Origin of the sequence: Haladaptatus sp. SPP-AMP-3, assembly GCF_049568665.1 — an archaeon.
GTDB classification, from domain to species: Archaea; Halobacteriota; Halobacteria; order Halobacteriales; family Haladaptataceae; genus Haladaptatus; species Haladaptatus paucihalophilus.
This window is the reverse complement of sequence record NZ_CP145897.1, coordinates 738149-750766: the sequence shown is the minus strand read 5'-3', so window position 1 is coordinate 750766 and position 12618 is coordinate 738149. Positions and strand designations below refer to the sequence as shown.

Sequence of the window (12618 nt, the reverse complement as noted above, 5' to 3'; positions counted from 1 at the left end):
CACCACTTTCCCGACCTGTACCGCAAAAAACCACCGTCGAGGGTCGAAGACGGGGTTACTTCTTTAGGTTCTCTTTGAGGTAGATGCTACTGTACTCGTAATCCCAGTTTGCGTATCCGGGGTCGACGATGTTCTCGACGAACCCGTCGAACTTCTTCGAGTTAACCGGCCAGCGGTATTTCTCGTAGTCACGAAGCATGTACGGCATGTCGAGGTAGATCTTCTCCATCGCCTTCGCGTACTTCTTCGAACGTTTCTCGGGGTCGGTTTCGCTGTACGCGTCGGAGAGAAGTTTGTCGGAGCTGCCGCCCGAGACGCCGTATCCCGTGGAGTTGTAGGCGAATTTCTCCGTGTCCTCTCCGGCGTTGTCGGAGTGGAAGAACGAGTGAAGCGACGTCCCGTAGGGACTGGTTCCGCCCCAACCCATCGGGTATACGTCGAACTCCTCGGTTTCGTACACCCTTCCGGTCATGGTGTTGAACGCGACGGGTTCGGTCTTGACCGGAATACCGACCCGCTGCATGTTCTCTTTCCACTGTTCGATGGCTTTGGCCTCTTGCGGTTGTTCGTTCGGCGGGTCGATGAAGAGGTTGATAGCGTCGCCGTCCATCATTTCCGGGATGGTCTTTCCATCCACGCGGATCTCCTTGTCCACCTCTACCTTCGCGTTTTTGAGGTTCTTGGACTTGACGGAGCCGAACGTGTAGTTGTACTTCGCCTTCGACTGGCTTGCGTTGACTCCCGAGAACGTCCCCGGGAAGTCCTTCCCGACGTAGGAACCTTTCGAGCCGTCGATAACGCTTCCGCTCGTCAGGAATTTACGAACGCCGGCGACGTCAGGAAGTTTGCCCTTCTTTCCGCGGAAGTCGAACGCGTTCGTTCGCGGGTCCGTGAGGAGTTCGCCGTCGTAGACGGTCTCCGGTCGAACACCTTTGTAACCCGGCGATTGGGCGTAGTCGCCCTTGATAACGTAGCCGCCCTTGAGCGTCTGCACCCAGAACACGTCGTCGTACATGAACGACATCGCTTGTCGGAGCGCCACGTCGTCGAGCGGGGCGCGACGACAGTTGAAACCGTAGTAGGAGAAACCACTGTCGTAGCCTTTTACGAGGCCCTTGTCGTCCGCTTTCTTGACTTTCGCGATTTTCGAAGTCTGAAGGCTTCCGTAGTGGGTATCGACCTTGCCGTTCAGGAACGCTTGCGTGAGCGGCGACGTTCCGCCGTACACCTTGAAGTTCACGCCGTCGAGGAACGGACCGCCGTGGATGAGCGTGTCGTGCTCTTTGATCCAGTCGAGTTTGTTGAGCGCGTAGGTGTTCTCGATGTAATCGCGGCGGAACTTGATCTGCATCGAGGTGTCCGGGTTCCACTGGACGAGTTTACCCGGCCCGGTTCCGACCGGACCCTCCTCGTTCTCCTTCGTCGGGTCGTAGTTCTTGTAATCGACACCTTCCCACTTGTGCTTGGGAATAATCGGTGGCGCGCCGAGGACGTCCGCGTCCCACGTGCCAACCTGTCGAGACAGTTTGAGGTGGAAGTCCCAGTCGTTTTTCGCCTCCTCGATCTTCTCGTAATCGTTCCAAACCGAGTACTGTCCCGGTTCGTTGTCGAGTTGGAACTGGAAGGAGTACAGGATGTCCTCCATCTTGAACTTCTCACCGTCGTTCCACTCGAGGCCGTCCTTTCGGGCGTTGAAGTAAACATCCGGTTTGTCCTTACCGGTGTTTTTAATGGTCCAGTCGGTGAAGACGCTCGGTTTGACCTCAAACGTCACGGGGTCTTGACTGACACCGTAGTTGTAAACCGGAGCGAGAGCGACCGCGGAGTACACGCTGCCTGCCAGCATGATGTTCGGGCTGTCCGGCGCTTCACCCATCCCGTATCGAAGCGTTCCACCGGGTTCGATGTCGTCAGGGCTGAGCGAGTTCGTACTCGGCGCTTCTGTTGTCGTGTTCTTGTCACCGCCGTCGTCAGACGTCTTCTCGTCGTTCGTGTCACCATTTCCGGAACAGCCTGCAAGGGAGAGAGCAACTGCACCGGCCCCACTCGCCTTCAGAAAGTTCCTTCGGCTGTCGTCTGCACCACTCGGGTTGCGTCGCCGTGGCATACCAAAGACTTGTAGAAGATGTATTTAAAGTTACTGATTGGCAGAAGGTTTTACTTTTCCGAGCTTCATAGAGTCTAAAAACGCCGCAAAACTAGCCACTATCTTTCTTGCAAAAGAATCGTTATAGTATTGATTCAACCAGACTAGTCACTTGTCGCTTCCCGAGCGAGCATCCCATAATATATCGTCCCGGCAACTGCCGTCGACCCCAAGAGGAGGTGTGAATCGGACGACAGCATCCCGGGATTGTTCCGCGTCCAAGCGATGCTAAGCCCGGACCAAAGGCTGGCGACGAAGAATCCCGCAGCCAATAACCACAGTCCCGTCGACTTTCGACCGGAACGAAGGGCGACGATAGCAGTTACCATGACGCCACCGGCAACCACCGCCAGTACGCTACGCGTGCCAATCATCTCGTGTCAACTGGGAACGAATCGGGTATAAATCACGCGCTTTCGTCGGCAGATTACTCGATACCGAGCGCGGACAGGAGCGCCACCGCCGCCGCATGCGACGACCCCGGGCCGCGTCCGGTCAGCAAGTCGCCGTCGGTTCGCACGCTCGTCTCGGCGTCGAGTTCCGCATCCCACGTTCCGCCCGCCGCTTTCACTTCGTCCTCGACCCAGTACGGGAGTTTCCGACCGTCGGGCATGCAATCGTCATCGTCCACGATTCCCTCCTCCCATTCGTTCGGGAACCCGGTGACGGAACGTCCGTCCACGAGGAACCCACCGTCGCTGTCGCGGGTGAACGCCAACAGTCCGACTGCGTGACAGACGACGAGCGCTTTCTTGTCCCCGGTTTCCACCGCGTCACGGAGCAATGTTCGGGCGTGTTTGTCCTGATTTACGTCCCACTCCGTTCCGTGCCCGCCGGGGAACACGACGGCATCGTAGCCGTCGGCGCTCGTCGTCGCCAACGGTACCGGATTCTGAAGCCGAGGGTCGGATTCGTCCGCTTCCCGAACCCGTTCCGCGGTTTCCTCGCCGACGTTTTCCGGGTCGATGGACCGTTCGTCCACGACCGGTTTACCGCCGCTCGGAGTTGCGACCGTTATTTCGACACCGGCCTCGTCCAGCGTCTGCAGCGGTTCGATACATTCTTCGCCCCAATATCCCTCTTCGCTCACCACGAACAATGCGGATGGCATGGACGGTACTACCGGGGCGGGACGAATAAGTCGGATGGCACCGGCCGATTTTGAGGGAAATCGGCGAAATTGGCCGGTTGAGAACCGCTCAGTGCGAAATGACGAAGCTGATCGGAGTAGTGACGAACCGGTCGGCACCACCGCTGACCGGTGCTAAATATCACTACTATCGTAGACGAGTCGTCTGAAAATAGCGGGAGGTAGATTTGAACTACCGATCTGCGGGTTATGAGCCCGCCGGAATCTCCTGGCTATCCCATCCCGCTACCAGTTTGTACTGCCGTCGCCTAGTTAAGGGTTATGATTCGGCCGCCCTATGTGATTTCGTACCGCGACTACACTTCGAAAAACACATGTTTAACAATGAACAAGACCACAAGAAGTATATCACTGCAGTGCCCGAAATGACTCGAATATGGAGTTCGTGCTCGTTGCGTTCTGGCTAGTCCTCTACTACGTTCTCTCTCTTGCAGGGCTACCGGTCACAGCGGCACTCTTTCGACGATTTCCCGACCGCGGAGCGACGTTCGCGCTCCCCGTGAGCCTCTCCGTCATGACGATTGTGACGTACTGGCTCGGTCAGTTCGTTTTCAGCGGTATCACGGTTCTCGTCGCGGTCGTAGTGCTCGTTTCGCTCTCCGCATTGCTGACACGGCGTGCGGTCGAAATCGACCTGCAGGGATATGCGGAAGCGATGGTGGTGTTCACCGTCGCCTTCTGTTTTCTCGTCGGAGTTCGTGCCATCGACCCGGGAATCATCGCGACCGGCGGCGAGAAGTTCCTCGACTTCGGTCTCTTGCGGTCTATCATGCGAGCGCCCGCGCTCCCCCCCGAAGACATGTGGTTCGCGGGTGAGCCCATTCGGTATTACTACGGCGGCCACCTCATCGCCGCGATTCTGACGAAACTTTCGGGAACGCCGCCCCGATACAGCTACAACCTCGCACTCGCGGGGTTTTACGGCATGCTCATCACCACCGCCTACGGGTTGGCGGGTGCGATAGCCGAGCGACACGGAACGCCTCGCCGCCTCGCCGCCGCCGCTGCCGCCTTTCTCGTCGGATTCGCCGGAAACCTGTTCACCCCGATGCGCTTGCTCGCGGGGAGTTTCCCCCGTTCGCTCCTCGACGCCATCGCCAAACCGTTAGAGATGAACCCGTCCGCGGTTCCGCTCGCCCCGACCAACTTCTACTACTGGGAAGCCAGCCGCGTGATGGTCGATACGATAAACGAGTTTCCCCTCTTCGCGTACCTGAACGGCGACCTTCACGCCCACATGATGGGACAACCGTTTCTGTTGTTCGTCGCGGCACTCGGCTACGCCGTTTACCGTTCCGACACTCGATGGCGACTCCTCGTCTTCGGCGTGCTTCCCCCCGTCGTCGCCTTCGTGAGCACCATCAGCTTCTGGAGTTTCCCGACCGCGCTCGGCGTCGTCTGGCTCTCGCTCGTGTTCGCGGAGACCCACCCGGCGACGCTCGTTCCGGGCGGCGAACGAGTCGTCACGCTGACCGAACGGTCGCCGTTCGCCGACGAACTCGCCCGTATCGCGATTTCGTTGGTCATCGTCATCGCCGTCGGTGGTCTCGCGCTCGTGTGGGCGGCACCGTTCGTCGTCAACGTGTTGTTCGGGACGGCGGGCACGCGCGGTCTCGGTTTCCTCCCCGACCGGAGTAGCCCCGTCGAGTTGCTCATCGTTCACGGCACGTTCCTCGGTCTGTTCGCGCTGTACCTCGCGACCAACACGCGGTGGCGACGTCGGACCGTCACACGTGCGGGAGCGCTCGTTCTCCTGTTCGCCTTCCTGAGTTGGCAAGGAGGCGTCCCGGCCCTGTTGCTGGTCGCGCCGCTCCTCGTTGGCGGGTGGGTACTGCTACGCCTCGATGACGGCTTCGGCTTCGAAACGGTGCTGTTGGTGGCCGGTGCGGGCCTCGTCCTGCTCGTGGAGTTCGTCTACGTGCAGGACAACGCCATCCCCGGGCGGTTCAACACGGTGTTCAAGGTGTACATGCAGGTGTGGGTCCTCTGGGCGGTCGCTGGCGGCGTTGCACTGTCCCGACTGCTCGCGGGTGCAATCCCGAACAGCCCCACAGTTCACGGAAAACACGTTCCGTCGGCACTCCGACGGGGTGTCGCAATCGTTGCCGCGCTTCTCGTGTTGTCCGCGTCCGTGTATGGCGTGTTCGGCCTCGGCGAGCATATCGCGTCGGACAATCCAGTCCACCGTGCCGACGACCCGACGCTCGACGGGTTAGCGTTCGTCTCGACGGTTCATCCGGGCGAGGCGGGTGCGATAGAGTGGCTCGACGCGAGGGACGGACGCCCGCACATCGTCTCCGCACCCGGCGACCCCTACGTCTGGGGGAGTCCCGCGTCCTCGCTCACCGGTCTTCCGACCGTCGTCGGGTGGTACCAGGAGCGGATTTACCGCGGTAATTCGGCCTACGCCGAACGAAAACACGACGTCGATCTGATATTCAGCCCGAACACGGCGTGGAAAACCCGCGCCGAAAAACTCGACCGATACGACGTCCGATACATCTACTACGGCCCGCGGGAGCGAAATCGATACGGTCGAACGGCGTTCAGCCGATTCCCCGGCATTCAGCGAGTGTATCGCTCCGGATCAGTTTCGATTTACCGCGTCAACCGGACGCTTATCGAAACGCAGGTCAACGAAGCGAATTAGTCGAGCGAGAGGCCCGGATGCCAGCGGTCCACACCTGCCTCCGCTTTTATTTCGTCCATTCGAGCCAGTAGTTTCACCGCGAGGCTAGCCGTCTCCGCGGCGCGGTGTTCTCCCTCGGTTCTGAATTCGCCCGTTTCGCGGTTCGCGTACACCGAACAGACCGCTCCCGCGCGGAGGCCGTAGACGTTCGCAATCGTCAAAATCGCGCTCGCCTCCATCTCGATGTTCTTGACGTTCGCGGCTTTCAGGTGGGATACCAATTCGTCGCCACCTTCCGCGAGGAAGCCCTCGAAACCGGGGCGACCCTGCCCCGCGTAGAAACTGTCCGCGCTCATCGTGATTCCGGTGTGGTAGTCGTAATCGAGTCGCTCCGCGGCGGCGACCAGCGCCGCGACGACCTCGTAGTCCGCGACCGCCGGGTAATCCTCGCGGACGTACTCGTCGCTCGTCCCCTCCTGTCTGACGCCACCCGTCGTGATAACGAGGTCGCCGACGTTCATCTCCGGTTGAATCGCACCGCACGACCCGACGCGAACGAACGTGTCGGCGCCGATTCGCGCCAGTTCCTCAACGGCGATGGCGGCCGAGGGACTGCCGATTCCGGTCGACGTGACGCTGATGGGCGTCCCGTCGTAGTCGCCCGTCACGGTTCGGTACTCGCGGTGGAACGCCTTCTCGTCCGCCGAATCCCAGAACTGCGTTATCTTTTCGACGCGCTCCGGGTTTCCGGGGAGGAGAACGGCGTTCGCAACGTCGTCCTCCCCGACTTCGATGTGATACTGCACGTCCGCGCTCGGGTCTTCGCTGTCTTCCATACTACCCACGTTTGGCGCCGCGAAAATAGGTGCTTCGCGTTTCGGGTGGCGAGATTCCCGCCGCCGCCCGTTGCCGTCTCCCCCTCTCATTCGTTTTCCGACGTGTCTTTCGCCCTCAGCCCAGCATGTCTTCGGTTATCGTGTCCGGGAGCAACTCGCCGAGCGTGTACTCCGTCACGTCGTCGCCGTGGTCGCACACGACCACCAAGTCGTCGTCACAGAACTCCGCGAGCGTCTGTCGGCACATCCCGCAGGGCGTCACGCCGTCTCGACGTGCGGAACTGACCGCTAAGCGGTCGAACTCACGGTGCCCCGATTTAATCGCCTCAGCGATGGCGACCTCCTCCGCGTGGAGCGAGTTGCTGAAGTTCGCGTTTTCGATGTTACATCCCACGTAGACGGTGCCGTCCGCCGTCCGAAGCGCCGCCCCGACGGGATACTTCGAATACGGAACGTGCGCGCGATCCTGTATCTCGCGTGCCTGCTCGACGAGTTCGTCCATGGAGGACGTGCGGTTCCGGGCGTCAAATAACAATCGACAGCCGAGTCTTTTTATACCAAGACGGGGCCAACCCCGTCGTGTTTCGTCTCCTCGTCGCTATCGTCCGCGCCCTGCTCAGCATCACACCGAGCGCCATCTCTGTACGGAGATACCGACCCGGAGTCGGCGGACGACGAGAAATCGAACGGCTTCGAAACGAACACCGTGAAAAGTCGACCGCGGTGAACGACCGGCCGCCGCCTCACTCCTCGCCGGATTCGTAGGGTTCGCCCGCGGCGTCCGGGGTTCGCGTGTGTCCGACGAACACCAGCACGATGATGACCGTCACGTACGGGATGACGCCGATGAGTTCCCTCGGAACGCTGAAACCGACCTGCTGGAGTCGCAACTGAAGCGCGTCGAGACTCGCGAAGAGGAACGACGCGCCGAACGCCCCGAGCGGGTTGTAGTTCCCGAACAGGTAGGCGGTGATGCCGATCCAGCCGCGGCCATCGACCATCGTGGCACCGCTCCCGTTGAACAGCCCCGCCTGTCCGAGCGACAGTCCAGCGCCGCCAATTCCGGCGAGCGTACCGGAGATGAGCACGCTCGCGTAGCGAACGCGATGGACGTCGACGCCGACCGTATCGAGCGCCATCGGGTTCTCTCCGCTGGCTTTCACCCAGCGGCCGAACGCCGTCTCGTTCAGCACGAACCACGTCAGCGGCACGGCGACGAGGAGCATGTACACCGTCGGATTTGCGTCGAAGAGGATCGGACCGATGACGGGTATCTTCGCGAGAAGCGGGAGACGCCAGTTCGAGAGCGTTCCGACGCTCGGACTGTTGATACCGCCCCACAGAATCTTGCTGGCGAACGGCGCGAGCCCCAGCGCGATGAGCCAAACGGCGAGTCCCGCGATGATCTGGTCGGCCTTGAACTCGATACAAACGACGGCGAACAGGAGTGCGAAGAGCGTGCTCGCAAGTACCGCTGCGAAGAATCCGAGCCAGAGCGTCGTCTGTGTCGCGCTTCCCGACCCGGCCAGCGCGTCCGCGACCGCGACGCCGGTGAACGCCGAGATGATGAGGTGGCCTTCGAGACCGATGTTGGTGACACCGCTCTTTTCGGCGAAGATACCGCCGAGTGCGGCGAAGCCGATGGGAACGGTAAATCGGAGCGCCGCGCTCACGTAGCTCGCGTTGATGGTACCGACGATTTTGCCGAGAGCGCTGTTCGGGAACACGAGACCGAGAGCGGCGAGAACCGCCGCAATAGCGACGGATCCCCCGGCGATTCGGAGCCGTTTATTCATCGTCCTCACCCCCCTCGATTCGGGACCCGCCATCCGCGGCGACGGCCCCCGACGGTTCCGGCGTCGTCACCCGTTTGCCGATCATCCGGAAGAACTCCGGCATGGCGACGAACAGGATAATGAGCCCCCGCAAGACGCCGACGAGTTGTTTCGGAACGCCGAGCGCGAAGTCGATGGCGAGGCTTCCGCTCTTCAGCATGCCGAACAGCAGCGCCGCGAGCGGGACGCCGAGCGGGTTGTTGCCCGCGAGAATCGTCACCGTGATGCCGTCGAACCCGTAGGACGGGACGCCCTGTTGCCAGCGGCCGAGTATCATGAGGACGTAGACCGTCCCACCGATACCGGCGATGGCACCGGAGAGCGCCATGCTCGACACCATCGTTCGCTTCGCGTCCACGCCGCCGTATTCGGCGGCTTCCGGCTGAATCCCGCTCGTCCTGAGGTCGTATCCGAACGCGGTTCGGTGCAACAGCAGGTAGATGCCGACCGCGAGGGCGAGCGCGCCGATGAGGACGAGTATGGAGAACGACGCCTGACTCGGGAACACGATGGGCGACAGCACCGCCGCCCCCGGAACCGGGCGTGTTTCTACGGTCTGACTCGCCGGGTTCTTGAAGTACTCCGAGACGAGGACGAACGCGATGCCCGTCGCAACGAAATTGAGCATGATGGTCGTGATGACCTCGTTCGCGTCCGCATACGCCTTCATCGCCCCCGGAATCGCGCCGTAGGCGCCCCCGACGAGCGCCCCGGCGATCAAACCGAGTGGAATGAGGACGAGACTACCGACGAGTCCGCCCGGGACGTACGGAGCGACCCACAACACCGACAGCGCCGACCCGAGCGCGCCGAGCACGAGCTGCCCTTGCGTACCGATGTTGAACATCCCGGCGCGGAACGCGACCGCGGCGGCCAGCCCCGCGAACAGGAGCATGCTCGTCTGCCGGAGCGTCACGGCGAGGCTGAACTTATCGAGAACGAAGTCCGGCGGGAATAGGGTGGACGTCTGAGGGTTCGCGAACGACCCGACGAAGAGGTACTTGTACACCTGAATCGGGTTGTAACAGAACGACCCCGGAATCGGGAACTGGATGCCCCAGCCGCCGGTTCCCGGAATCGAAATGAGCACCTGCTGCGCGAGGAAGGGGTCGGAGCAGGTTGCGACCCATCCCGAGATGAGGATGACGAACCCGCCGACGATGATGGACATGACGAGCGCCGCGAGACTGATGAGCACCCGCTCGACCGCGGACGCCTCGACGAGGCGGGAAAGTCCCTGTTCCGCCCGGTCTCGCCACGAACTCACTGTGCTTCACCTCGGAGACTCGGTGTGTCCGCCGGATGCTCGCCCGCCATCAGCAGGCCGAGTTCCTCTTCTGTCACACGGTCCGGGTCGACGACGTCCATGATTTCACCTTCGTACATGACTGCGAGTCGGTCCGAGAGCTGCTGCACTTCGTCGAGCTTCGAGGAGATGAGGACGATAGCCTTTCCCTCGGCCCGTAAATCGAGCAGTCGGTCGTGAATGAACTCGATGCTGCCGACGTCCACGCCGCGGGTCGGGTGGGCGGCGACGACGAGGGACGGATCGCGGGCGAACTCCCGACCGACGATGAACTTCTGTTGGTTCCCGCCGGAGAGCGATTCCGCCGATACGTCCGCGTCGGGCGGGCGAACGTCGTACTGTTCGATGATGTCCTCGGCGTGGGCTCGCGTGCCGTCCCAATCGATCCGCCCGTCGTGCGTGAACGGTTCCGAATGCTGGCTTCCGAGCAGCCCGTTCTCCACGAGGTCGAACTCCATGACCAAGCCCTGTTCGTGGCGGTCCTCGGGAACGTAGGCCATCCCGGCGTCGATTCGGTCACGACGGGACATCCCCGTGATGTCGCGCCCGTTGAACGAAATCGCACCTTCGTCCGGCGAGGCCAAGCCGGTGATGGCCTCGATGAGTTCGGATTGGCCGTTTCCGTCGACGCCCGCGATGCCGAACACCTCGCCCTCTCGGGCGACGACATCGACGCCTGATACCTGTTCGACGCCGCGTTCGTCCGTCATTCGAAGCCCGGAAACGTTGAGCATCACGTCGCCCGGGTCGGCCGGTTCCTTCTCGGTTTCGAGTAGGACCTCGCGGCCGACCATGAGTTCCGCGAGTTCCTCGCGGGTCGTCACCTCGGTATCGACCGAGCCGACGTTCTTCCCGTCCCTGAGGACGGTGATTTGGTCGGCGGCGTCCATGGCCTCGCCGAGCTTGTGCGTGATGAAGATGATGCTCTTTCCCTGAGCGGTAAGTTCGTCGAGCACCGTGAGCAGGTCCTCGATTTCCTGTGGCGTGAGCACCGCGGTCGGTTCGTCCAAGATGAGGACGTCCGCGCCGCGGTACAGCGCTTTCAGGATTTCGACGCGCTGCTGGACGCCGACGCTCACGTCTTCGACGAGCGCGTTCGGGTCCACGTCGAACCCGTACTGGTCGCTTAGCTCGCGCACCTCGCGTACGGCGCGGTCCCTGTCCATCGCCAATCCACCCCACTTTCGGGGTTCGTTTCCGAGAACGATGTTTTCGGCAATCGAGAGGGTATCCACCAGCATGAAGTGTTGGTGAATCATACCGATGCCGCTCTCGATGGCGTCTCGCGGCGAGTCGAACTCGCGTGGCTGGCCGTCGACGACGACGCGCCCCTCGGTGGGTTCGTACAGTCCATAGAGCACGTTCATCAGCGTCGTCTTTCCGGCCCCGTTCTCCCCTAAAAGTGCGTGAACCGACCCCGGTTCTATCGTCAAATCGACGTTATCGTTTGCGACGACACCCGGGAATCGTTTCGTAATGCCGTCGAGATGTACCGCCCGGCTCATTCTAAATCTGGATTTCCGTCCTACTTGTATAAGCGCGCGGGTTTGCGCTTACTTCTCGACTTTCGTCGGAACTTCGATGTCGCCGCTGATGATCGCTTTGCGGGACTCTTCGACCTTCGATTTCACGTCGTCGGGAATCTTCGACCCGAGGTCGGCACCGTACACCGCTTCGATGCCGCCTTGCTCCAAGCCGAGGGTGTTGACTTTGCCGCCCTTGAATTCGCCGTCGATGACGTTCTTCGTGGAGCGGTAGACCGCTTCGTTCACCTTCTTCACCATGCTGGCGAGGATGACGTTGCTGAACTTCGCCGTCCCCTTGGCCTTCGACTGGTCGCTGTCCACACCGATGGCGAACCGACCCTTCTGGTTCGCGGCCTTGAAGACACCGGTTCCGGTACCACCCGCGGCGTGGTACACGATGTCCGCGCCGTTATCGTACATCGAGAGCGCCGCTTCCTTCCCCTTCACGGGGTCGCTGTACGTGCCAGCGTACGCCGTCTTGACTTCGATGTCCTCGCTCGCGTGTGCGACACCGGCCTTGTAGCCAGCCTCGAACTTCTTGATAAGGGGAACCTCCTTGCCGCCGACGAAGCCGACGGTCTTCTTCCCGGACTTCGTGGAGCTTTCGCCCGCGCTGAAGTCCATCTGGGTCAGCTGTCCCGCGAGGTGGCCGACGAGGAACGACCCCTGTTGCTCCTTGAAGACGTAGTTGGCGACGTTCTTCACGAGGTCGCCGTTGTCCGTCTCCGCCACGCTGTCGACGAGCATGAAGTTCTGGTCGGGGTACTGTCCGGCGTTCTTGACGAGGGAGTTCGTCTGAACGTAGCCGATACAGCAGACGAGGTCGTAGTCCGGGCTGCTGGACTGGGCGAACTGGCGTTGGAGGCTCTCCACGTCGGTCGGGGAGTCGGGTTCCGCGTTCTGGAACTGAACGCCGAACTCCTTTTTCGCCTGCTTGATTCCCATGTTCGCCATGTCGTTGAACGAGTTGTCGCCGAGGCCGCCCGTCGCGTAGACCATCCCGACGTTCGTGGTGTCCTCGCCGTCGCCGGAGTCACCGTCAGTTCCGTCGGTCGACGTGTTATCGTTTCCGTCGCCGGAGCCACCGTCACTGGGGCTACTGATACACCCCGCGAGGCCAGCAATACCGAGCGCGCCGCCAGTTTTCATCAATGTTCGACGCCGTTTGTCAATGTTCGTCATCTATGCGT

Annotated in this window: 10 protein-coding genes and 1 tRNA gene; 1 reads left to right on the top strand and 10 read right to left on the bottom strand. The window is 61.4% G+C overall.

Features of this window, described 5'->3' with window-relative positions; all coding sequences use genetic code 11:
- Positions 1 to 55 precede the first annotated feature (55 nt).
- The 4 genes from V5735_RS04480 to V5735_RS04465 form a co-directional block, all read right to left on the bottom strand.
- Entirely contained in the window at positions 56 to 2107 is a 2052-nt protein-coding gene (locus tag V5735_RS04480) for an ABC transporter substrate-binding protein (RefSeq protein ID WP_423745263.1), read from the bottom strand.
- A gap of 143 nt (positions 2108 to 2250) precedes the next feature.
- Entirely contained in the window at positions 2251 to 2520 is a 270-nt protein-coding gene (locus tag V5735_RS04475) for a hypothetical protein (RefSeq protein ID WP_423745262.1), read from the bottom strand.
- Positions 2521 to 2573: 53 nt separating this feature from the next.
- Entirely contained in the window at positions 2574 to 3257 is a 684-nt protein-coding gene (locus tag V5735_RS04470; protein ID WP_423745261.1) for a type 1 glutamine amidotransferase domain-containing protein, read from the bottom strand.
- Between the two features lie 191 nt (positions 3258 to 3448).
- Positions 3449 to 3523 (bottom strand) — tRNA-Met (locus V5735_RS04465).
- A gap of 149 nt (positions 3524 to 3672) precedes the next feature.
- Here V5735_RS04465 and V5735_RS04460 point away from each other — a divergent pair.
- Entirely contained in the window at positions 3673 to 5946 is a 2274-nt protein-coding gene (locus V5735_RS04460; protein WP_423745260.1) for a DUF2298 domain-containing protein, read from the top strand.
- Here the strand turns inward: V5735_RS04460 and V5735_RS04455 are convergent.
- From V5735_RS04455 to V5735_RS04430, 6 genes are all read right to left on the bottom strand, one after another.
- Positions 5943 to 6761, bottom strand: coding sequence for a nucleoside phosphorylase (locus tag V5735_RS04455; RefSeq protein WP_423745259.1), 819 nt, complete (start codon positions 6759 to 6761; stop codon positions 5943 to 5945). The genes V5735_RS04460 and V5735_RS04455 overlap by 4 nt on opposite strands.
- A 115-nt stretch (positions 6762 to 6876) precedes the next feature.
- Positions 6877 to 7263, bottom strand: coding sequence for a cytidine deaminase (gene cdd / locus V5735_RS04450; RefSeq protein WP_423745258.1), 387 nt, complete (start codon positions 7261 to 7263; stop codon positions 6877 to 6879).
- Between the two features lie 241 nt (positions 7264 to 7504).
- The gene (locus V5735_RS04445; protein WP_423745257.1) at positions 7505 to 8557 is read right to left on the bottom strand and encodes an ABC transporter permease; all 1053 of its coding nucleotides are present in this window, start codon (positions 8555 to 8557) and stop codon (positions 7505 to 7507) included.
- Entirely contained in the window at positions 8550 to 9863 is a 1314-nt protein-coding gene (locus V5735_RS04440; RefSeq protein ID WP_423745256.1) for an ABC transporter permease, read from the bottom strand. Before V5735_RS04440 ends, V5735_RS04445 begins: the two co-directional genes overlap by 8 nt.
- Entirely contained in the window at positions 9860 to 11407 is a 1548-nt protein-coding gene (locus tag V5735_RS04435; RefSeq protein ID WP_423745255.1) for an ABC transporter ATP-binding protein, read from the bottom strand. The genes V5735_RS04440 and V5735_RS04435 overlap by 4 nt, the downstream gene beginning before the upstream one ends.
- 48 nt (positions 11408 to 11455) lie before the next feature.
- Positions 11456 to 12577, bottom strand: coding sequence for a BMP family lipoprotein (locus tag V5735_RS04430; RefSeq protein ID WP_423745254.1), 1122 nt, complete (start codon positions 12575 to 12577; stop codon positions 11456 to 11458).
- Positions 12578 to 12618: the final 41 nt, after the last annotated feature.